13 protein-coding genes and 1 pseudogene are annotated in these 23,495 nt (G+C 46.4%); 6 read left to right on the forward strand and 8 right to left on the reverse strand.

The window, feature by feature from the left end; all coding sequences use genetic code 11:
- The coding region (locus tag A3EU_RS30990; protein ID WP_020537580.1) for a transposase domain-containing protein at window positions 1-277 on the forward strand (277 nt) is incomplete at its 5' end.
- Complete coding sequence (locus A3EU_RS34315; RefSeq protein ID WP_156825814.1) at window positions 175-540, forward strand: hypothetical protein; 366 nt, start codon at window positions 175-177, stop codon at window positions 538-540. The genes A3EU_RS30990 and A3EU_RS34315, both read left to right, overlap by 103 nt.
- On the opposite strand, the gene A3EU_RS0117970 is transcribed toward A3EU_RS34315, so the two are convergent.
- The gene (locus A3EU_RS0117970) at window positions 512-916 is read right to left on the reverse strand and encodes a hypothetical protein (protein WP_020537581.1); all 405 of its coding nucleotides are present in this window, start codon (window positions 914-916) and stop codon (window positions 512-514) included. The two genes, A3EU_RS34315 and A3EU_RS0117970, sit on opposite strands and share 29 nt — an antisense overlap.
- Window positions 917-931: 15 nt before the next feature.
- Window positions 932-1,096 (reverse strand): hypothetical protein, encoded by a 165-nt coding sequence (locus tag A3EU_RS34320; protein ID WP_156825815.1) that lies wholly within the window; start codon window positions 1,094-1,096, stop codon window positions 932-934.
- A gap of 296 nt (window positions 1,097-1,392) precedes the next feature.
- On the opposite strand from A3EU_RS34320, the gene A3EU_RS0117975 reads away from it, so the two are divergent.
- Entirely contained in the window at window positions 1,393-5,751 is a 4,359-nt protein-coding gene (locus A3EU_RS0117975) for a hybrid sensor histidine kinase/response regulator transcription factor (RefSeq protein WP_020537582.1), read from the forward strand.
- Window positions 5,752-5,800: 49 nt separating this feature from the next.
- On the opposite strand, the gene A3EU_RS0117980 is transcribed toward A3EU_RS0117975, so the two are convergent.
- Window positions 5,801-7,606 (reverse strand): hypothetical protein, encoded by a 1,806-nt coding sequence (locus A3EU_RS0117980; protein ID WP_020537583.1) that lies wholly within the window; start codon window positions 7,604-7,606, stop codon window positions 5,801-5,803.
- 414 nt (window positions 7,607-8,020) lie between these two features.
- On the opposite strand from A3EU_RS0117980, the gene A3EU_RS0117990 reads away from it, so the two are divergent.
- The 3 genes from A3EU_RS0117990 to A3EU_RS0118010 all read left to right on the forward strand — a co-directional run bounded on the left by A3EU_RS0117990 (window position 8,021) and on the right by A3EU_RS0118010 (window position 17,375).
- Entirely contained in the window at window positions 8,021-8,452 is a 432-nt protein-coding gene (locus A3EU_RS0117990; protein ID WP_020537585.1) for a hypothetical protein, read from the forward strand.
- A 5,038-nt stretch (window positions 8,453-13,490) separates the two neighbouring features.
- A complete protein-coding gene (locus A3EU_RS0118000; protein WP_245569373.1) occupies window positions 13,491-14,933 on the forward strand; it encodes a T9SS type A sorting domain-containing protein in 1,443 nt (480 codons plus the stop codon).
- Window positions 14,934-16,544: 1,611 nt separating this feature from the next.
- A complete protein-coding gene (locus A3EU_RS0118010) occupies window positions 16,545-17,375 on the forward strand; it encodes a hypothetical protein (protein WP_020537589.1) in 831 nt (276 codons plus the stop codon).
- A 601-nt stretch (window positions 17,376-17,976) separates the two neighbouring features.
- Here the strand turns inward: A3EU_RS0118010 and A3EU_RS0118015 are convergent.
- From A3EU_RS0118015 to A3EU_RS31000, 5 genes and pseudogenes are all read right to left on the reverse strand, one after another.
- Window positions 17,977-19,011 (reverse strand): alpha/beta fold hydrolase, encoded by a 1,035-nt coding sequence (locus A3EU_RS0118015; RefSeq protein WP_020537590.1) that lies wholly within the window; start codon window positions 19,009-19,011, stop codon window positions 17,977-17,979.
- A 28-nt stretch (window positions 19,012-19,039) separates the two neighbouring features.
- A complete protein-coding gene (locus tag A3EU_RS0118020) occupies window positions 19,040-19,741 on the reverse strand; it encodes a hypothetical protein (protein ID WP_020537591.1) in 702 nt (233 codons plus the stop codon).
- A gap of 85 nt (window positions 19,742-19,826) precedes the next feature.
- Window positions 19,827-20,954 carry a helix-turn-helix domain-containing protein gene (locus A3EU_RS0118025; protein ID WP_020537592.1) on the reverse strand — a complete coding sequence of 376 codons (1,128 nt, stop codon included), beginning with the start codon at window positions 20,952-20,954 and terminating at the stop codon, window positions 19,827-19,829.
- Between the two features lie 199 nt (window positions 20,955-21,153).
- On the reverse strand, window positions 21,154-21,840 hold the full coding sequence (locus tag A3EU_RS30995) for a DUF6962 family protein (protein ID WP_020537593.1): 687 nt from the start codon (window positions 21,838-21,840) through the stop codon (window positions 21,154-21,156).
- A gap of 219 nt (window positions 21,841-22,059) precedes the next feature.
- Window positions 22,060-23,422, reverse strand: a pseudogene (locus A3EU_RS31000) (cryptochrome/photolyase family protein).
- Window positions 23,423-23,495: the final 73 nt, after the last annotated feature.

Genomic DNA, 23,495 nt, shown 5'->3' on the forward strand with positions numbered 1-23,495 from the left:
CTTCGCCGACGGCCGCCTACTAATCGACAATAATCATATCGAAAACAAGATTCGCCCCCTGGCCCTGGGGCGCAAGAATTACCTTTTCGCCGGCAGTCACCAAGCCGCCCAGCGAGCAGCCATGATATACAGCTTTGTAGCTTCGTGCAAGGAACAAAACATCAACCCCTACGAGTGGCTGACCGATACGCTGAACCGCATCGCGGAGACGAAAATGTCGGAACTACCGCTGCTACTACCGTCGGCGGTGTGGGAATCGCAGGGGAAGGACCTGTAGTTGGTCGGACGTTTACCAGCTGGGAAAGAATTTACTTTCATGTCAACGTCGCGCTCAGTGCCGTGTCACTGGCCAAAGCGGCCCACCATTTAGATCAGCCCGTGGAGCAGCGAGGAGCCTTTTCCATTGCCGACATCAGAACCCGCTATACCAATGCGTATCAGGCCAAAAGAATATTTTCGATTTGTGGGATCGACCCACAAGAAGCAAAAATTAAATCACTGTGGGAAAAGATCACGAGCTTTGGTAGAAAGGCCGCTTAAACCGTGGCGCACCATTGCAATTGAGGTACTCTACAATAAAGTCAGCATCAATATAGCCTTCGTTGTACATCGAATAAACCTGATTGGTGGCGGTGTCATACGCACCGTAGACATTGATTCGGTAACGACCATGGCCAATGGGAGCATAACGTTGTGTTTTTGCCCAGCGGTAGTTGCTAAATTTGCCGTAGACAAAATGTGCAGCGTCCCCAAAAACCAGATCAAGCTCCTCTTTTTCAGCTCTCTGTATCAAGCCCTCCAGTTTTTCGATACACTGACTTTGTTTTTCTTGCCAAGTATCGAAGTTATCGATTTTTCCTGGAAAAGTCCCCGTCTTTCTGCGTTTGAAGCTGAGGTGAACAAGAAGTTGGCGCACTGCTTCTTTACTGCGTTAGTAATCGAAACGTCGGCATAATAAATCACGGACATCCTCCAGGGTGTTACAAGATGATTGTTCTATGGTCTGCTCCACTTCCTGATAGACTGACGAGAGCTCGTGGCGAGAATTACCGTAATTAGTTTTGCGTACCGCATCCAATCCTCCTTTATCGTACATCTTTACAGTAAGTGGTCACACTATTTACGTGGCAGCCCACTATCTGTGCGCACCTACCTTTACGATACCCTAAAGGCAGCAAGTGTAATACGTACATTCTGTCTCGTATTAATCTACTCTTGTGAGTTTTTCTTGCGATATTTACGCTATCGGCGTCGGCTTGACTGAGGCGGAAGGAGGGCATATGTTTTGTCGTGTGAGAACCACAAAAATAATGCTCTCTGTTTTTTCACAAATCTAACTTTGTCGGACTATATATCCGCTGCAAAATCTTTATTTGATTTATTTTAACCTGTATGACCGTCCGCAAAGTTATCAATATTACCTTTTGTTGTATGCTGGTCCTTGTGGCGAACGCGCAGAAAGCAAACTGGGCGTTTTATGCCACAAAGGATAGCTTATCGGGCAGCGCCTCCCGTAAGTTTTGTGGAAACAAAGGCTTGGTTTCGGCGTATTACTGGGCGTCTTTTCGATGCCTGTTTTTTCTTGCCCTGGCACTCCTTTTTTTATCAGGCACCGCTAATGCCCAGCCGCCTGCCCATTTCATCCAACTAGACCGTATTGGGGAAAAGCAGGGGCTTGGCAGCCAGTATAGTACCCGAATTTATCAGGACCGTAAAGGGTTCCTTTGGTTATGCAGTATCAATGCCTTGCAGCGGTACGATGGGGTCGAACTGAAATCCTATCCAAGAACCGACAACGATTCCCTTGGTATCACGGAAAGCTACCCCTCTTATTTGACCGAAGACCGAAGCGGGAACCTCTGGGCCATTACCGCCTCCGGGAAGCTGTTTCGCTACGATGAAGCCATTGACAATTTCAGGGAACTCCCGCTGCTCCCAAAGTGGGCTCACGATGGAGTCTCCCCCTTGGCGCACTGTCTTTTGGAAGACCGCTGGGGCGTATACTGGATGGGGATAGGGAGAGCCGGCTTGTGTCAGCTTAATGTGGAAACAGGTGAGCTGACCCAATTTTCACCAGCCCAAGGCGAGGAAGTTCCCCTGACGGTCAATGTCATAGAAGAGGACGCTGAGGGCAACATCTGGACAGTAGATAGTGATTTGTTCTGCCTAATGCCTCCCAGCGGACAAAAGGGGGAACGCCATATCCAACGCTATTCGATAGACAGGGCCGACGATGCTTGGCTCTATGCGCTTGAGATAGGTAAGAGTGGTTTGATTTGGGCTGGAGGACGTGGTGATAAGATCTATGCTTTTAACCCCAAGACCAAAGAAACGAAACCCTTTCAATTCATCGCCAAGACGGAGGTTTTCGAAAACCTCATCCGGCGCATCAACCGCATCCGGGAAGATTCCCGTGGCCTTGTATGGGTAGCCGTTAACGGAGGCGGGCTGGTCATCATTGACCCCATCATTGGTGGCCGGACAAATTTGACGCTCAAGCGGGAAGAGCCCTATGGATTTAGCGTAAATTCTACTAACGATGTGCTGGAAGACAATACGGGGCAAATTTGGCTCAGTTCGTGGCCTGGTGGGATTTTTCGTTACTCCCCCCAAGCGGCCCAATTTGGACACGTCCGCTCCGTACCGGTCAACCCCAAAACCCTTAGTAACCCGGTGGTTAACGTCATTACTGAAACGCCCGATGGTACTATTTGGGCAGGCACGATGGACGGCCTGAACCGTTTTGACCCGAAAACCAAAGAAGTCCAGCGCTATAAAATACCCCATCCCGACAAAGACAGGCAAGGCAATGAGATTCATGCGCTGGCCGCAATAAGAGCGGCTGACAATTTACCACCCGATCTGCTCTGGGTAGGTACCGAAAAGGGCCTGAAACAATTTAATCCGCAAAACGGCCAGTTTTCTGATTGGCGTTCCCCCGGCCCAAAGGGCAAAGTCCTGGAAAAAAATTACATCATAGAAATGACCAGGAGTAGTGACGGCCATCTTTTCGTGAGGGCCTTCCCTGATTTTAATACTTGGCTTTATTGGGACAGCTCACGGCGAGATTTTTTGACGGTTGATTTACCCGCTGAATTCAAGGAAGTATCCAATATCTTCCTTGACGGTAATGCCACTTTTTGGGCGCAGACCAACGACGGAAATTTGTTGAAGTATGACTGGAACAAGGAGGTTTTGCAGCGGATCGAAATTGCGGAAGAAGACAAAAAGGGGGTCTCTTTACAATCAAATCTATACGTGCTTACCCGGGCCAAGGGAAAATATTGGATACTTACTAATCAAGGATTTTTCTCTTTCGTTGAAACGGAGAATCCAGCTTCTTTTCGCTTGCAGCGCATCCATCTCGAAAAGTGGCTGCTCCCTGATGAAGTCAGGAGTATGCTGGAAGATTCGGATGGTAATTTATGGATCAGTACGGCTGCGGGGCTAGCCTGCTTCCGGCCAGATGTTGAAACGTTCGATAATTATTCAACCGAAGATGGGGTCCAGGGCAACGAATTCATTGATGGTGCAAGTTTCAAAAGTCCCGGTTCCGGATACCTTTATTTCGGTGGGGTCAATGGATTTAATTTCTTCCATCCAGATAGCATTCGAGAGGACACTATCGCGCCTCCCGTTGCTATCACTTCCATCAAGGTGTTGCGGGATAATGCCATGGAACGGGTTTTCCCAAAACCAAAAGGCAAGGATAGTACACCGTTTATCGAAATAAAACACGCGGAGCGGGTGCTGAGAATCAAGTACGCTGCGCTTCATTTCGCGAACCCTCAGCAGAACCAGTACGCCTACCAACTGGAAGGTTTCGACAATGACTGGCGCTATGTAAGTAATGAGCACGAAGTCACTTACACCAATCTCGACCCGGGAACGTATCTTTTCAGCGTAAAAGCCGCCAATAAGGATGGTCTGTGGAACGAGGTTGGTGCCGGGCTCACCATTCGAATACTCTCCCCTTGGTGGCAGACGTGGTGGGCCTATCTCGCATACGCCCTCCTGGTCGGAGGCATGGCCTTTGGCATCTCCTATTTTTTGAAAAAACGCTGGCAACTGCAAAATGACCTGAAACTGAAACAAGCCGAAGCGACCCGCCTCAAAGAACTCGACCACTTCAAAAGCCGCCTCTACACTAACCTAACGCATGAGTTCCGTACCCCGCTCACCGTCATCCTCGGCATGACGGGGCAAATCAAAAATAACCCCTCAAAGTACCTCGAAGCGGGCTCGCAGCTCATCGAAACCAACGGCAAAAACCTACTCCGGCTCATCAATCAGCTGCTCGATCTATCGAAACTGGAGAACAAGTCCTTCCAGCTCCACCTCCAGCAGGGCGACATCATCCCTTACCTGCGCTACGTCACCGAGTCGTTTCAGACCTATATCAACAGCCACAACCTTTCGTTGCGTTTTTTCACCACTTTGGAAAATCTGGAAATGGATTTCGACCCCGAACAGATTAAACAGGTGATGACCAATCTCCTCTCCAATGCGGTGAAATTTACCCCGTCGGGTGGCGAGGTTCGCATCAATGTCCTTCCGAGTGATCGTTCGGGCGACCTCCACGAGGCTGAAGGAACGTTCGGGAACGCGTTGGTCATCACCGTCACTGATACGGGAATCGGCATCCCTGACAAAGATCTCCCCCATATTTTTGACCGCTTTTACCAAGTGGATGGCTCGCATACCCGGGAAGGTAAAGGTACGGGTATTGGCCTCGCCCACACGCAAGAATTGGTGAAACTGATGGGCGGGAAAATCATCGTAAAAAGCCAACCGGGCAAAGGAACAGCGTTCACCATGGTTTTGCCCATCACCAATAATGCAACAAGGGTGGAGAGCGAACAGGGTCCTGAGCCATTGCCAGGCCTATTTACCCCTTCCTCTCAGTACTCCAACGGCACCATCCCAAGTACCAAGCCCACCAATCAAAACGCCCCTAGACTCCTTCTTATCGAGGACAACCCCGATGTGGTCGTATATCTCAAGTCCTGCCTCGAAGGACTGTACCAAATCGACGTGGCCTACAACGGAAAAATCGGCATTAAAAAAGCCCTCGAATACATCCCCGACCTCATCATTAGCGACGTGATGATGCCCGAGAAAAACGGCTATCAGGTTTGTGATACCCTGAAAAATGATACCCGTACCAGCCACATCCCCATTGTGCTGCTAACGGCGAAGGCCGATGCCGCCTCCAGGATAGCGGGCCTGCGCCGGGGGGCGGATGCTTATCTGTCTAAACCCTTCAACAAGGATGAACTCCTCATCCGATTGGAAATGTTGATGGAGCGGCAACGCCGGATGGCAGCTTATTTTGTTCAAAAAATAAAGGATGGAAACGTAGCCGTCCCACCTGAACCAGCCATCGAAGAGGCCATTGAAATAGAGGATGCTTTTATTCGAAAAGTTCGGGAGGTAGTAGCTGAAAATTCTGCCGACGAAAATTTTGCCTTGCCACAACTTTGCCAGAAAATCGGCATGAGCCGCTCGCAGCTGTTCCGCAAAATGAAGGCCCTGATTGCCGAATCGCCCTCCAGTTTTATCCGCAACCACCGCCTGAACGAGGCCAAAAAACTGCTGGAGACGACTGAAATGAACGTATCGGAAGTAGCGTGGAAGGTAGGGTACAAAGACCCCGCCCATTTTTCAAAATCTTTCCAGGAGGTGTTTGGGGTGCTGCCGAGTCAGGTACTCCAGGACTCCCGTCCAGGAGGTTTCCCGAAAGAGCGTTAGGAGAAAGAACGTGAGTTACTTTCCAGGAACGTATACAGACAACCTTTGACTATCCCTGCGGTGCCACAAAATCATCAAAAGGTTCATAGCCCTGGAGTGGAGCAAACATGATGTCGTTGGCATAGTTGGCTGGATCATAAGGCAGGGCTTTTTCGAAGGCTGCTTTAATGAGTCTTACGGCGGCTTCCCGATCATTGAGCAGGGTGTAGATATGTGCTTGGGCAATGAGGTAGCCCCCATCCTGGGTCTTGGTGTACCACGCTTCCATCTGTTGGAGGTATTGTTTGGCCTTGGCGGGCTTTTGCAGGTGGAAATAGCAACTGGCCAGCCGGGACAATTGCAGCCAACCGGGGCCTTCTTTAGTCATCTGTAGCCAGCTTGGGCCTGCTTCCGTGATGGCTTTTTGCAGCAATGGAAGCGCTTTGTTATATTGTTCGGCCAAAAAATAAATATCCCCCAACACGTAGCTATTCATGGAAGAACGCTCAGCTTGGTCGTTTGCCCAGGCGATGGCCTTTTCAGCCCATGCTATCTGTTGTTCTTTTTTTTGGGCTGCGCCAAATCTTTCGGCAATGAACAGGAAAGTGCTGAGCTTTTCGGTAGCAGGCCATTCATTACTGAGCATTTCTTCGACCAGTTGCTGGAGTTCATGGGGCTGGTTTTGGGCGACGTGTATTTCCGCCATTCGGTCGAAATAGTTCCAATGTCGGCGCAGTTTTGGCGGGATATAGCTCAGGATGTTCACCGCCTCGTCATACCTGCCAAGCCGGTACAAGTTGTGGGCATAGTGGCGATGCCACCAAGTATGGGAATCAAATTCCGGCTTGACGTGGCGAGGGTCTATATTGCTCATGATGCGTATTGCTTCCACGGGCCTGTTCAAATCGTTGGCCATGATGCCGGCTTCCATGTTGGAGAGAAATTGCTTGGGGTCCATTTCAACGACCTTGAGCATGGTTTCCAGAGCGGTACGGAGGTCTTTGTTCAGGATGGCCTGCCAATGGAGGTACCACTGTTTTTCCACCCGGGGCAGATTGTCCAGATCTACCCTTTTTGCAATGAGCGCAAAAACCGAATCAGCATTGTTTTTTTCACCATCCATAAAATAGGCACCGGCCACAAAGATATACGGCCAGAAAAAACTGCTGTCTGCCGCAATGGCCTGGTTCTGCAAGGCTATACTTTTCGCAAAATCCTCGCTGTAGATATCAGCTCCTTCCCGGTACAGTTGGTAGGCTTCGTAGACTGGGGGGTTATGAGCCACGCCGAGAGAGTAACTATGCCCTTTGGCCGAAAAGGCCGTGGCGTACTTCTCTTGTAGTTGGCTCACCAAAGCGGAATAATCCTGCCGGGGGCCTTGTATGGTTGGCAACCTAAGCTCCACCCGCCCGGTGTTCGTGTCCACCAGCTGGCTTTGGAAAATCAAGTCATTGCCGCTCAGGTAATACCTTCCCTTGACGATTTTCTCGGCCCCGGTTCGGGCCGTAAAACTGTCGGAGAACCCCCTCGCCTTCTGTTTGATATTGCCCTGGATCGTCTCAAAACTCACTAGTTGTATATCGTCCACAAACATCAGCCCCTGGATAATCCAATCGGCGGCCATATCGCCCAGTGCATTCAGGTTCCTGTCCCCTGTTTTGTTTTCGAAAGGTAAAATGGCAATTCTGGCCTCCCGTATTTCGTCCGTTACTACAGTGTTTGGTGTGGGGCTTTTCTGCTTTTCTGGTTGATTGCTGAACAAGAAGGCCACCACGATCAAAGTGGCGCACCCTGCCAAGATAATACTCAGTTTCTTTTGCTTTGCACCCTTTGGAACAAGCTTGAGGGTATTGGGTTTTCGAGTGGTGTCTTGCATAGTATAGTTAAAGCTCTCGGACAACGCTAATGCCCGGTTCTCAAATAATCATGTATGTACAAACAAAGATAGTTAAGAGTTTTCGCACTCGTCTTTTTATCCTTAAAAAAAATAGGGCAAGCGTGCTGTTCATCGGAGCTTGAGTAAATTGTCGGATACACAACCAGCAAATAATTGATTTTGAGTTTACTACAAATCAGGAACACGTCCAAATGCAACCGTTTGACAAATTTTTTTATAACTCTGTGCGACCATTCGACAAAGCATTGCACCCATTTGACAAGGTGTTCGGAATGGGGATAGACCATCTTTGTGGCATCAGGTTCCTGAAAGAGCAAACACCTAAAGCTCGTATGAAATCGGAACTTCTTTTATTAATCTGTTTGCTGTAACGCAAGTACAAATTCTTGAGAAATGAATTCAACCAAACTTTTTAAAGTAGTTTGTTTTTTTAGCTTATTTTTCTTTGCGACGACGATGATTGCTCAGGATCAAGAAATCCAATTAGGGGAAAACCCTTCCTCCGCGCTAAGTTGGACGTATGGTATCAACTTTGATGCACAGGTCACACAATTTACAACGGACTTTCTTTTAGACCTTAATACTTCTGGTCCAGATCCAGAGGGATTGAGGGAGTTTATGCAGGCTTATTGTTATACAATGCCTGCCCAAGATTCTGATAAATCGATTGTTCCAGGTTATGAGCAATACGGATTCCAAGAGAACGTTGGTCAGTGTGTGTCGGACAAGCATCTAATAGTACTTGACTGGTGTGTAGTAGCGGGAGAGGGTGTTCCTTCGGCATATCTGTTTGAGGCTAAACCCTGTACCGATCTTAAGGATTAATATACTGACGTCAAAGAGGTTTGGGCGGCCAAACCTTCTTCAAGTACACTATATACTGACCGAAGCGGTTTGGGATTTTCCCAAACCACTTCGCGTCATGTATAGATATTTTTTTGCGTTAATCATAAATATTTACGAACTAGGTAACAATAAATCTACCTTACTGACTTTATACTTGGCTCAGCCTCTCTAGGTGATTTTGACTACCTCTTCTTGCACCCTGTGTCAAGAGAATAACGTCGGCATATTTTCACCTCAAGTGACCGCGCCAAGTACAGCTGTCTTTTCTTTCACCGCCCAAACCCAAATTGGGCCAACACTCCGAGGAGCTGTCTTTCAAGGTTTTTAGGCGGTGCCGTTGACCTCGCTGTGCTCAGGCCCTCCGTCAACAGTAGTCCAATGCAAAGGAATATGGTAATTGCATGTAATTGTTTTGGATCATAATGGGACTCCATTCATCGCAGAGGTTCTTTTCGCTTGATAAGTGGTTTGGGGGAATCCCAAGCCACTTCGATTCCCCTACACAACGGAATGACAAATCTTTGCAACCAAATCACAAAGCCGTTTTAGCGCGAACGCTCATCTTTAGGGCACTACTTTTTATCAATACAACGCAACAAGAAGAGTAAGAGCGTGTTTGGGACTCGTAAACTTACCCTTAGCATAAATCAACACTCACTATGCGGCAGCTTAAACCCTTATTATTTGTATCTGTCATCGCTATTTCTCTTGGTTCCACTCCGCTCACGGGCCAGCGGTCTTTGTACCAGGATGCACTGGCATTGAGGGAGTACGTTGCTCATAACGAAGTCATTCCCGAATTAAAGGTCACCATTAAGCATCTGGACGGAGTACCTACAAACGTACAGGTGTTCTCTCTATATTATCAAGAAGGCAGTGGCGCTGTGGATACAGTCGATATTTCTGCGAATTTGAACGATTTTGAGTTTCCGAAAGGCCAACCCTTTAGTCTGTATTTCAGCAACTTCAGCATTCACGATTCGATTGTGGTGCGCTTTGGGCATGGGGAGGAAACCTTTTCTCCACAGGAATATTACCGCAGGGTGTTAACGGATTTAGAGCCAGATGAATTTGTTGAAAGTGAGGTGCCGGCATTCAGTCTCTACTTCGACCCCGATGCCATCGAGGTTGAAAAAGAAGGTTGGTCAGGGACTATTGTCAACAGCATGACTGTCAGCTTTTATTTGAACGGCTATGCCGTTATATCCAACGCCCCCTCCTTTTCAGTGGCCAGTTATGATCAGTCTACGTTAGATGAATTTGTCCTTAGGCTGGAGCAGCACGCAAAACTCACGGAAGGGAATATTTTCTATTTGTTAGATGAGTTTGAGCTAAAGCAAGCCTACGCGGATAATCCTTTTATCAATATTGAGGAACTACTTCCGGAGCTAAGACTTTTCAAGACGTACGAACCTCAAGTTTGGCGTGCTTCTTACGCGGATTTTCCTTACCAAAGAGTCCTTTACGGCGACTCCTCCCTGGTGGATAATACGCTCGCCATTGGCGTTGATGAGTTTTCCAGCTATCGGCAAAGAATAGTTACCGCCCAAAATCGTCTCGAACAGGCCAATGATGCCTTTGAGCGCCAACGAAAAAAGGGAGGATTACTGGACGCAAACACCGTAGCGGTCGGCCTTTCCGACTTCATTGCTGAGCGTGCTCAGGAAGAACTCAACCTGACATTTTTCAACCGGTTTAAAGAAAACCTTGCCAAGGAATCGGAACTCACCGTTTTATTTCCGACTACCCGTGATTTATTGAACAAGTTTGAAATCTCGAACTACAAGGTCTTTCTGGCTCACGCTAAGGAGCGCTTCAAGGCCGATCTGGATAATTTGGGCGTTAATCTTTCGGGTATCCTGAATCTACCCCGATACCAGCAGTTCAAGAACGACCCCAATGTGTTCAATCTGGCCCTAATTTACGACATCGCCAACGCGGCCTACGAAGAAAAAACGGTGGAAGAGATCATTCTAACTACCCATCAGGAACTCGTTGAGCGGGAAATTAATCTAAGTGAAAGTATTAACCTGGCTATCGCGGATTCTCTTTTCTCCAAAGTAACGTCCCCCGGTAGTCCTGACGTACTCACTTTTGCGTTTCAGCAGCATATCCAAACCTACCTGGAGGAGGTACGCAGGGTCTCGCTGAGCCTGAACAACACCTGCGCCGCTTTTCGAGAGCCAACGGGATATCCCTTATTCTCCATCTTTCAGGATAATGCTACAACTGTAGAAGACTTACTCTCTACTATCAGAAACGGTTATAGGTTATCAGAAGAAGACCGGGCCGAAATGCAAAAAATCGTTGATGATGAAGAATTACGCTTTGAGGCAGAACGCCTGAATCAGTTGTTATTTAAGTTAGCGAATGCCGGAGGGTACAATGGAGCTTATGCCCACGGTGATCCAGGTCAGAAGACGGAGGTGGTTCATCACGGGGAGTATGTCGGTGGGTCATACGTAGATCACAGTTTAGCGGTCATTCCGGCTTATTTGGAGGGGCATGATTATTATGGTTATTATTTAGAAGAGAATCCTGTACTACAAAGAATGGGCTTAAAAAATATTCCATTAGAAGAGCCAAACGGCTACGTAGCCAAGGGACTGGAGCGAGCGCGAAATTTTCTTGACATCCCTTTCGATAAACTAACGCTCAACCACTACCAGGAAATTGTTCGCTCTAAATTGGAACTCGAAGCGGCACAGCGTAAGGCTGAGGACGATATTAACGAGATATTTGAAGTGTCGGTGAAGGGGGCGTTGAAAATAGCTCAAGCAGGATTGCTGCGGCAAATGGAGGCCGAGCTAACAGCTTTACAGCGGGCAATTGATAAACAACCCAATACCGATCGATATTTAGTGGAATTGGAGCTGCTGCGTCAAGAATTAGTTGCTAAAAGTACAGGGGGTGATGATGAACTCTACGTAGGAGAAGACTACCATTATTATGTTACCAAAACAAGTATGGTAGACGGCGCTAACCGGATACTGGATACCTATCAATTGGAATGGGAACAAACAATCAACGCAGCCATTGACTTTCACGGTAAGCGTGTGTCAGCCGTTGGTCGTGTGGAGCTTAATCCGGCTTATTCAGCTCCCGAAGTGCCGGATTATCATACGTATCCGTATACCGAAGATCTCAGGGATACAATACCCTATTTTAAATTTAGTCCCGATAATCCCGCGAGGCTCACCGTAGCGGAAGTACTCGCTCCCCACTTGAAGCAGGCGATGCCGGATTACCAGGAGGCCCGGGAGTTCATCAATGGCCTGAAAACGGAGAAGACCTTAGGATTTGAGCGTATTGATGAATTGCTGAATAACAACGAGCAAGAGATCATCGCGCTGGGCCAAAGGCGTAAGGCTTTAATCGAACAACTAGACTCCTTGGAAAACGCCGCGGCCNCCAAACTTGTCAAATCTCGCCGTAATGCCAAAGAGCTGGCCAAAGCCATTGAGATCTCGGCCCATATTCTTTTCGCCTTCCGCGATTACCGCCAGATCTATGACACCCTGTATTACCTCGATACCCAGCGCGTGGAGATTACCGTCCAAAACACCGACATCAACACCGGCCTGGTGCATACCTTTAAAAAGGACTCCTCCCTGGTGGTACGCACGCCGGTTCCCAGTACTACCGATCCCATACCCGTCGCCAAATGGATCACCCGCAAGCAATTTGATGAGCTGCGCCGCGATCCACAAACCTGGGATATATTTCTCGGCTTGCTGTACCAGCGCCTAAATGCCATTGAGGGTTCTCCAAGTTTTTCGCCCCGGGCCGTCGCCACCTTGGCTACCCAATTCCTGACCGTTGCCAATGAAATTCAGGAGTCACAGGATAAGTTGCGCTTCAAAAAAGGAACGAACCCAGATCAGGTTGGCCTCAAGGAGTATTTTCCCTTCATTCGCTCCACCGTCGACCTGCTCAACATTGTACTCACTACTCCGATCACAGGTGATTCCACGGTGGTCAGCGAGCGTGCCCGGGCACTCGGAAGGATCACCCAAATCTCCAACGAGACGCTTTCGCTCTACGAAAATATCGAGGTCGGCGAATACGGTAACGCCATCCTCAATGCAACGGATTTACTCCGAATCATTACCAGCCGGGAAGACACTCAGGAAGCGTTGGATGCCATGACTAAGGAGGAGCGCAGGCGCCGCAAGCGTAACCAGCAGCAGGTAGCCGCTATCTTCAAGTATGGTACCTTCATGGCGGAAATGATCAACGCACAGTCTTCGGAACAGGTACAGACCATCTTGAAATCGACGACCCTGCCCCCGGGTAGCTCCCGCATCAAACGAGAAGTAGTATCCAACTTTACGATCAACTCCTACCTCGGGGCGGGGGTAGGCCGTGACCGATTGCTTGATGCTCCAACGGGGATTACCCCAGATGCCTTTGGGGCCGCCTTGTCGGTTCCCATCGGGATGACCTACAGTTTCAGTCCCTCTTTTCTCAATAACAACAGCTCTTTCTCTATTCATGTGCCGCTACTCGACTTAGGAGCAATTACTGCTTATCGCTCAAATCCTAATGGAGCAACCGCTAATGTAAATGCGCTGCCCGAGCTAGAGTGGAAGAATCTCTTTTCGCCAGGTGCATATCTGGTTTATAACTTTGCGAACTCGCCGTTTTCGGTTGGGGTAGGCGGGCAGTATGGACCGCAGCTCCGGCAGCTTGAACCGGCGAATGGTGAACCACTTTTCCTTAACTCCTGGCGCTTCCCGATGCTCTTCCTATCGATTGATGTGCCGTTTTATAACCTGTTTACGGGTCCACGGAAGATAGTAGTGGATTAACGTAAAGTTTGCTCTCATCATAAAATATATCATTTTCAATATAAATATGGCTATTGAGAATTATGAAGAAGCATATAAAGACACAGAGAATTACTACCAAACAGCCCCAAATAGCAGCGTAAATCGTCGACTACTGCGCCGTCGCCGAACCGTTGATGGCAACCAAAAAAAACAAAACGATTCATTCACAAAAAAAACAAATCAAAATGAAATTAAATTTACTCTTTGGATTACTAATCCTAACCCGGACACTTTTTGCTCAAACTTTTACAGAAGTGCCTGTCGACCCGCCCTTCGACGGCGTTTCTGACGGTTCGATCGCCTTTTCGGATGTCAACGGCGACGGTCACGAGGATGTCCTCATTACGGGTCAGAACGGTTCAGTAGAGCGAGTTTCGAAACTGTACACCAACGACGGGCTGGGCAATTTCACCGAAATGATGGGCACGCCCTTCGACGGCGTTTCTGACGGTTCGATCGCCTTTTCGGATGTCAATGGCGACGGTCACGAGGATGTCCTCATTACGGGTCAGAACGGTTCAGTAGAGCGAGTTTCGAAACTGTACACCAACGATGGGGGCAGCTTTACCGAAGTCATGGGCACGCCCTTCGACGGCGTTTATGCTAGTTCGATCGCCTTTTCGGATGTCAACGGCGACGGTCACGAGGATGTCCTCATTACGGGTGAGAACGATTCAGGAGAGCGAATTTCGAAACTGTACACCAACGATGGGGGCAGCTTTACCGAAGTCATGGGCACGCCCTTCGACGGTGTTGCTGGAAGTTCGATCGCCTTTTCGGATGTCAACGGCGACGGTCAAGANGATGTCCTCATTACGGGTCAGAACGNTTCAGGAGAGCGAATTTCGAAACTGTACACCAACGATGGGGGCAGCTTTACCGAAGTCATGGGGACACCCTTCGACGGTGTTGCAGGAAGTTCGATCGCCTTTTCAGACGTGGACGGCGACGGCGACAATGATCTGCTGATTACGGGTGTGAAAGCTTCAAACGAGCGAATTTCGAAACTATATACCAACGATGGAGGCAGCTTTACCGAAGTAACGGGCACGCCCTTCGACAGTGTTGCGGAAAGTTCGATCGCCTTTTCGGACGTGGACGGCGACGGCGACAATGATCTGCTGATTACGGGTCGGAAGGCTTCAGACGAGCGAATTTCGAAACTATATACCAACGATGAGGGCAGCTTTACCGAAGTTATCGGTACACCCTTCGACGGCGTGAGGGGAAGTTCGATCGCCTTTTCGGACGTGGACGGCGACGGGGACAATGACCTGCTAATTACGGGTCAGAAGACTTTTGGAGAGCGAATTTCGAAACTGTACACCAATGATGGAATGATTTCTTCATCCGATGATTTATTAGTCAATTTAAGCCAGCGTCTAACGCTCTTCCCCAACCCTGCGATCTCAGATAAGTTGAATATCCGTTTCAATTCGACGGTGAGCAATTCTATCATTATACGATTGTATGATGTGAACGGACGGCTGATCATTCAGCAAAAAGAATTTGTGGGAACCGGAGAGCAAACCCTTGTGGTTGATGTTACTTCTTTGCCGACAGGCAGTTATTCCCTCCAATTGGAGAACGGCAAAAAAACAGGTGTTGCTACGTTTCTGGTTCAGTAGAAAGGGAATAAGGCAGCCACCAACAAAGTATACCTGTCAAGTTTCGCTATTCGCGCCACCTGCAGGTATACTGATCGTTAGCGGAAATTCCAATTATAAGGATTTCCCCAAAAGAGCTCCTGGCGTGATAGGTATTTTCGCGTGTTACGTGCTCTAGTATTCGGCCCTCACGACTTAATAACACGCGACGCTGACTTAACGGGACTTGGTATAATTAGGACAGCTCAACACGACTTGGTATATCTACTTTGAGGCGATCTTGCCAGTAATAAACCCGTCAATAGTTATGGTTATTTGACCACCAAGTCGTTCGGTATCGTATCCCTAAAAAAGAGTTAGCGTGTAAAGAATAAGATGCTCTCCNCTACTAAGAAGTAAGAAAATAAGGGCGCTGTAACGATAAGGGAGTTTAAAATATGCTGAGGAGCGAACCGCACTTGTGAGAGAGATGCTTGAAGCATATTTTAAACATTATGAGTTGAAATAAAGTTTTACGCAATTAATAATTTCACCACCGCTGTCTTTAAGGACTGGCATTGAGTATTTGCCGTTAAGAAAATAGGCAGCTGGTGAATGATTGCGAAGCTTGCGCGGAAGTTGAGCCCCAGGCATATTCCCCAAGGCTTGAAAAAACAGCAAAGCAACTGCTCCCCCACCTCTATTTAGGGTAACTGGGCGAACGGCTTCGCAAGCGTGAGGGAATCACTGCCTATTTTTAGGTAAATGCTCATAGCCTTGATTTTTGGTTCTTTTTATCAAGAAAAAGAACAGTACCACCATCAAGCCACTTGGGAATACATCAATACGGAGCTCTAGATCTGCCGCTGATAAATAAGATTTTACTAAATTTGAAGAGGTATACTGCCGCTAATCGAGTAGGGTAATGAGCAGCGATTTGCTGCTCATTATCCCTCTCACACCACTTAGCGTACGGGCCTCGTACTAAGCGGTTCGTCAGACAGCGTTAGCCGCTCTTTACACCAGCTAGGCCTTGTTCTTTTCACTGAGCCGTAATTATGGACGTACAGGAATCGGTCACCTAATCATCCATCGCCACGAATCAGATACTTCAAACGGTCTGACGTTCAGGCCTTCAGGCTACCCTCTCTGTGTAGGCAATACTCACAACACGGTTTTCTGTCCCACATCAGGTTTGGCTCCCTACTATGCCCTCGGCTGACTTCTTGATCTATAGGAATACCGAACCTAATTCAAGACCTCCCTGGGTAAGCACATCCTCCTTCCACTGATCACAGCTGCATCTACTACACGTGGATTGTTGGTTACGGCCTTTGACATGAAGTGCTGCCTCGACCTCCACGCATAGCCTCTTATGCAATTCCTGTTCGTCCGTACCAGTTTTCGTAGTCCCACTTACTTCAGACCCGGAGTCACCTCACGCGCCCTTGTGGCTTACTTGACGGCTTCACCAACTCGCCGCCGGTGGACTTGCACCACCAAGATTTATCGCTATCTTTATAGAGATGGATGTGCATTCCAGGCACACACTTTGGTGCAGCGTCAATAGCCTTCGCTGAGCTACGGCTACTGCGCCGCCACCAGCAGTTCTGCGCAACAGATTAATTTCTAAGGAATCAAATAATAATAAGTGTGAGTGAATTTCAATACTATGAATTCCATTCAATTGATAAAGCTCTGACTCCACAACAGCAAGAGTCGATTAGAGGGATGTCTAGTAGGGTAGATTTAACACCGACTAGGGCAGTATTTACCTATAGTTTCAGCGATTTTAGATATAATGAAGAGCAAATTATGTTTGAGTATTTCGACTTTATGTTTTATATGTCGAACTGGGGAGCCAAGCGTATCTTGATAAAGATTCCGGAGAGCATAGGTAACTTCAAAGAACTAAAGAAATACAACATCACTGTTGATAGCTCATACGCTCAAGAAATTCGTGTTGTGAAGCGTTCCAAGTTTATATTAATCGACATAAACTTCACCGAAGAAGAAGGCTTAGGGTGGATTGACGAAAACCAAAGCTATGGCTTTGAAAGCATTAGAAATGAAATAATTGAAGGGGATTATCGAGCGCTCTTTATGATCTGGTTAAGATTTATAGAAGAGATGTACGAAACAGCTGAATTCGATGAAAATTACTCCTTTGAAGTTGCTTTTATTCCAGCAAACCTAGAAACTCTACCTTCGAGTGTGTTGCGTTACAAGGATTTTTTTGGTGTGAGCGATACTTGGATTAATGCGTTTTTACCGTACAGTAAGAATGACTTAGGAATAGATTATAAAACTCTAGTGCAAAGCTTGCCAAAAGAAAAAATGACAGCATATTTGCATATGATACTTGATAATGAACCCAATATTCGAGCAAGGCTTGTTAAAGAATTGAAGTTATCCACTAGGCAAGAAGGAACGGAGACAGAAGCTGATACAAGAATGCTAAGATTGGTTGATCTGGGAAAATAGAAAGAGCCTTATGGGCAGTTATGATGAAGGAGATGAAGAATTAATAAATAAGGGAGCGCAGAACTTTGCTTGTGCGACTATACCCGCCCGGAGTAGTATTCCACTCGGTTATATATGTGGGAAGGAACTTAGGCAGCGGTTTTCTTGCTCGGTCTGCGGTGCAGAGGGGCATGTACATCGCAGTAGCCGGAGTTAGCGGAAATTCCAATTATAAGGATTTCCCCAAAAGAGCTTCTAACGTGACAGGTATTTTTCGCGTGTTACGTGCTCTAGTATTCGGCCCTCACGACTTATAATACGCGGCATGACTCAACGGGACTCAGTATAAGTAGGACCGCTCAACACGACTTGGTATATCTACTTTGAAGCGATCTCGCTCGTAATAAGCCCGTCAATAATTATGGTTATTTGACCACCAAGTCGTTCGGTACCGTATCCCTAAAAAAGAGGTCGCGTGTAAAGATAAACAACACTCATATTGCATGATATCAAGATGACGCCAGCTACGTTCCTTATAACCATTGATCGTATGGAACGAGCTGGGTCGATAGTCATTGCCCACTGGCAGCCCCTTCAAAGTTTCTAAACTGAAATAATCACCTTATCGATATTCATTAATAAACGCGATGACCTTTTCGGCAAAAAGATCGGGCTCCGATTCCAGCGGACTATGCCCAGAACGTTCAAAAATGAAAAGCTCTTTGTGAGTAGAACCTAAGTGATCAAAAGCTTCTTGAGCAAACTTAGTAGGAACAACAAGGTCATGCTTACCCCAAAGAACCAATGAAGGTATGGTAATATTGGGTAGGTCGTCGGTGAATGACAGATCTCTCCAAAGGCCTTTTTGAGTTAGAATTAGACCTACCTCTCCATTATTTCTAGCAACAAATGTTATTTCTTCCCCATTCTCATCAACCTTCTGAGGTTTATTGATCACTAGGTCGTCGGCCAGTACCCCTTCCGATTCGTGTGCTTTGCCATTCATATTGCTACCATCCTCTTCATTGTAAATTGGATTTACATTTTGAATGAGTTCAAGAACACCCTCCCAATGAGGGATACTGTTCCCCAACGCAATTTGTTCATTAGCTTTTTCCATTAATCTAATCGGGTATTCGTAGTACAAATCTTTAGGGCTATGCGCACCAGCAATGTCGATCCACCCTAGGAAGTTTTCCTGCCCTTTCAGCAAGGTGGCCGGGCCAAGAGCACCTCCCCAGCTTGCGCCCATTAGAAAAAATTTGATGTCGCTACCGTACCTGGTCCGTAAGACTTTTACTAGTGCCAGAACATCCTCTGCCATTGCGTCGATGTTCATGTCTTCTTCCGAATAGTTTCCTTGTGCATTTCCTGATCCTCGCTGATCAAAATAAACAACGGCGTTATTCTCTTCCACTTCGGTGATCATGGTGTTTATCCGAGCTTCTAGCCCCAGCCCACCAGGGCCACCATGCAGATAAATCAGAAATGTTTTATCAGAAGCGTTGCCATGTACATGAGCGGGCATATCAGCCTGTCGATGTCTTAGGTAGATGGTTTCATTCAGGTTGTCAAGGTTGATCTCGTCTTTCGAACAAGAGAAAATATTTAGTAGTATAAATAGGACAACTACTGTTTTAAGCTTTATAATATTCATTGTATATAAGGTTTCTTAGTTGTTAAAATTAAAATCTACGTCCGAAGTGCAATGAGCGGATGTGTAGCGTGGCTGCATTGTAGTTAGTCAGTACAGTGTACTGGAGGTTTAAGTACCAACCAGATCGTTTTGTCTCTTTACGGAATCGCCCTATTCCAACAGCCACAGACGGTGCGTAGTAGCTTCTGCCAGGAAACGAAACCTTCGTTACATCTTCACCTTCTACGTGGTAGGTTGTGGGTAGTACTGAACGGTAAAGGCCCAATGGGTTTAGTTCTACGGAAAGTTCTCTGCTTTTAGTGTTGACCCTGCGGAAAGTGAAGCCCGAATAGGCGAATATTCCATTCTGAGTTTGGGTAGCAAAATTAGTAGAGTAACCCAGGCTTCCGTTCAACAACAATTGGTGCTTAATCGTTTTTTGCTGATCCCTTCTCTCTCTTATCTTGACATTCTCTTTCCAGAGGTATTCCGCACCGAGGTTGATACCTTGGTTGGCGGATATGTTGCCAAAGTACCCCACTTTAAAATCGGTTCTTTCTCGGAAAGAGGAACATTCGGTTGCGTGTTGAGCCGAAAGTTTAACGGTAAGTAATAGTAGGATAACCGCAAGGTAGGTTTTAGGTAAAGCTAAACGTAGTAAATAGTTTACGCTTAGTTTTTTCTGCCCTCGTTCTATAGTAATAAGAGAATAATGGATTAAAAATCTTAAAAGACTTTTTGTTAAATTCATGATTTCATTTGATTGTTTCTATGGCAATAGTAGGCGAAATGCTACTGCCAGGAGTTCCGAAACCTTGAATTTCAATAAATCCGAACTACTTGTGTGTTTTTCGGTACACATTTGGAGTCATTCCCGTTATTTTTTTGAAAGCTGTATGAAAAGTGGTTTTTGAAGAGAACCCTGCTTCTAGCCCTATTGCCAGTAAACTGTAGTTGCTAAACTCAGCGTCAGCGATCATTAATTTAACGGATTCAACTCGGTAGCGATTAATATAGGTCGAAAAATTGTCCCCCGTAATGGTGTTGACGATTTGAGAAACATAACCTGGACTTATCCCTAATATTTCAGCTACTTGCACTCTATCCAGCGTATTGTCGAGGTAGATCCGTTCATTGGTACAAAGCGCTTCTAATTTTTTGAAATATGAATTTTCGGCGGTTAAAGATACTGTTCGTTTTTCATCACCTACCGAATCCTGTGGAGGCAAGGGGATGGCTGGCTTAACCGAACCTGACTTCCACTTCTTGACCAAAGCCCTGATTTCTTCCTGGTCTTTGGATAACCTGAACTTAAAAATACCGACGTAGGTTATCCAGTGAATCAGAAAGGCAGCACCTAGCGCAATTGTTCTTAGCACCGAAGCAAATTCGATGAAGGAAAACATGGCTAAGACCATGGATGAGACATAGGAAGTCATGAGCACAGCAACCCAGAACCAAAGCTGGGTTAGCCATCGTTTTTCTCGTCGGCCATCGGCGTACTTGATGAAGGTGTAGGCGTATATTAAAACAGATGGAATGAATACAAGTATTAGCAGAAATAGAAGCCCTCCGGTGATGTCGAAAAAAACTTGAATTATCGGAGAATCGATAACAGCATCCAGCCCGCTATGGAGAATCCATAATAAATGTGGAACAAATAGCCACCACCTTTGGGGAGAATTCCGAAACGGATGATCTACTTGGTTGACGATGAACAGCAATATTAGCACAGGAAACAGCGCTCCTGAACTAAAAATGTCGATGATACGCAATGATAAGCTTTGTTCGTAAGATTCAGTGAGCTCTAAACCTAGGATAAGCAACGAAAAGGAAAGTCCAATTACGGCGTAGGCCAAATATTTATTAGCGGCGCTCTTGAAAATGGGTGACCTCAGAATAATCACTCCCAACAAGATTCCCAGAAAAATAGCAATATTAAAAAGGGCTGATAGTAGTGACACTGTTGTGAGTTTTAAGTGAAGCAGTATGGGCAAGATGTATGGATAATTTTCAAATACACGTAGTCCATTAAGTTAGCTCCTTTTATCAATTTTTCTTAAAGGCTATGACAGGAATAAAAAAGTCAATAGACGGAAGAGACCTATTTTAGTGGATACTCTTGGCTTATTTTTAGGCGTACACAACTGCTTTTTTCTCTTTTCAACTGGTTTCATCTTGATTTTTAGAATCAAAATTGAGCCCCCCATGCATAAAAAAGATAGTCGTAATAATCATCAAGACATGTGCAAAATCATGATGATTAAACCATTTGCTCAACACTATTGGATAGTTGAAAATGACTGCGGCAATGGCCAAAACACCTACGCCGTACAGCATGTATAGACTTCCTTTATTTCTGGTTTTACGATAAGTGTACAGATGAAAGGGGAAAATAACCGCCAATACCCCATAAGCAAGATGAATTTGAACAAACAAGAAATTAAGGGTGTAGGCAGCTACTATCATCAGTAGTCCTAATTCAATAATGTTAGCTGCAAGGAAAAATTTAGCTAGTCGAGGTGGTAAAAGACTTTGACTATGTTCTATCGAGGATCGCTCAATCAGCATCACCGAGAACATGCTAATAAACCAACCTGGGATTTTCCATTCAGGTGATAGCAAATACAAAAAACCATGGCCTACCAGTCCGCCAAACAACATGGCAATTGCCAGCACGATGAAATACAATTTTAAATAACGGAGTGCATTTCCTTCGTTTTTTATGTTCCGTAATCGCCAATAGGCATATAAACAAGCAAGTGCTACCAGTACATCTGTGGCAGTAGTGACGGGTTCTTGGATACGAATGCCAAGAAGGTGAATATCAGGTTGGAGAAGTTCTTCCATTTTCCATGATAGGCATTTATCGTCCAATCTACAAATCAAATAATTAAACCCTAGGGCAAATTCATGAATTTGCCCTAGGGTGCCTTTGGTGGTTCAAAAAAAAAATCCCATATCGGTTAAATTCGTGAATTTAACCTAGCAGGCATCCCCTTTAAATGCCCTTACAATTCCTTAAATGGTTCAAAAATCTTCGGTCGGGTGGCCCCTTCGTAGTTCAAACTAGCCCCTGCCCCTATTTAGTCCTTCCTTGTAGGTGGCCAGACAACGTTCGCGGGCCATCTTGTGATCAACGATAGGCTCAAGGTAATCAGCCGTGCCATATTCTGGCACCCAACGTTTGATGTAAACCTTCTGCTTGTCAAACTTTTCCATCTGACTGGTAGGATTGAAGATGCGAAAATAGGGCGCAGCATCCGTCCCGCAGCCTGCCGCCCATTGCCAGCCGCCATTGTTGGAGGCAAGGTCAAAATCCAGTAGCTTTTCCGCAAAATAAGCTTCCCCCCAGCGCCAATCGATCAAGAGGTGCTTCGTCAGTAAGCTGGCGGTAATCATACGCACCCGGTTATGCATAAAGCCGGTAGCGTTTAGCTCGCGCATCCCGGCATCAACGATGGGGTAACCGGTTTCACCTTTGCACCAAGCTGCAAATTCTTCTTCATTATTACGCCACTCAATAAAATCGTATTCCGGGCGGAAACTATTTTCGGCAACGTGTGGGAAATTCGCTAAAATCTGTGCGTAAAAATCTCGCCAAATCAGCTCATTGAGGAAGGTTTCATTCAATTGACGAGCACGGCGGGCTTTCTCCCGAATAGAGATGGTCCCAAACCTAAAATGAATCCCCAGGCGGCTAGTACCGGCCAGTGCAGGAAAATTCCGGGTGTCGTCATAGTTTTTGATGAGGCCACGGCTAACTGTCTTGGAAGGAATATCCGTATCCGTGGCTTCAAAATCCATCTCTGCTAGTGTCGGAAATGAGAATGCTTCGTCTGTCTGGTGAAAATTATGAAAATACTTTTCGGTAGGATAAGGCTTCAGATAATAGGAAAGTTTGACTTGCTGGCCATTCTCCTCAATGGTATCTTCTTTTTCATCCAACTTGGCTTTCCAGGTCTTGCTGTAAGGCGTAAATACAGTATAGACACCACCGGCCTTTTTGGTAATCTCTTCTTTTTCAAAAATGACATGATCCTTGAAGGTGTGAAGAGGAATCTGTTGTTTTTCTAAAAGCACGGATACCTTTTCATCCCTTTGACAAGCGTACGGCTCGTAATCATGGTTGGTATAAACGGCCTTGACCTCAAATTGCGCTAAAACCTCCGGCCATACGTCTTCCGGTGTACCGTATTTTACCAAAAGATCACTGTTTTGATCTTTCAACTCCTTCTTTATCTCCGCTAAAGCGTTATGAATAAACTCGACACGCGCATCTGCACGATTAGACAATTTATCCAAAATGTTACGATCAAAAAATGAAAAGGGGAAGCACCGGCCATTCACTCTTTAGTGCTTGATAGAGCGCCGCATTATCTTCTAATCGCAAATCACGGCGAAACCAAAAAATAGAAATTCCTTTACTCATGGGTTTGTAACAGTAAGGTTAATGCTTAGTTCAAGAAATATTTTACTTTTGACAGGTATTTCTTCACCAATTT

The organism is Lewinella cohaerens DSM 23179 (assembly GCF_000379805.1).
Classification (GTDB): domain Bacteria; phylum Bacteroidota; class Bacteroidia; order Chitinophagales; family Saprospiraceae; genus Lewinella; species Lewinella cohaerens.

Bases quoted from the DNA above. Each gene is read 5' to 3' on its own strand.
- A3EU_RS0118020 (WP_020537591.1), bottom strand. From the start codon at position 19,741: ATGAATTTAACAAAAAGTCTTTTAAGATTTTTAATCCATTATTCTCTT.
- A3EU_RS0118015 (WP_020537590.1), bottom strand. From the start codon at position 19,011: ATGAATATTATAAAGCTTAAAACAGTAGTTGTCCTATTTATACTACTA.
- A3EU_RS0117980 (WP_020537583.1), bottom strand. From the start codon at position 7,606: ATGCAAGACACCACTCGAAAACCCAATACCCTCAAGCTTGTTCCAAAG.
- A3EU_RS30995 (WP_020537593.1), bottom strand. From the start codon at position 21,840: ATGGAAGAACTTCTCCAACCTGATATTCACCTTCTTGGCATTCGTATC.
- A3EU_RS0117990 (WP_020537585.1), top strand. From the start codon at position 8,021: ATGAATTCAACCAAACTTTTTAAAGTAGTTTGTTTTTTTAGCTTATTT.
- A3EU_RS34320 (WP_156825815.1), bottom strand. From the start codon at position 1,096: ATGTACGATAAAGGAGGATTGGATGCGGTACGCAAAACTAATTACGGT.
- A3EU_RS0117975 (WP_020537582.1), top strand. From the start codon at position 1,393: ATGACCGTCCGCAAAGTTATCAATATTACCTTTTGTTGTATGCTGGTC.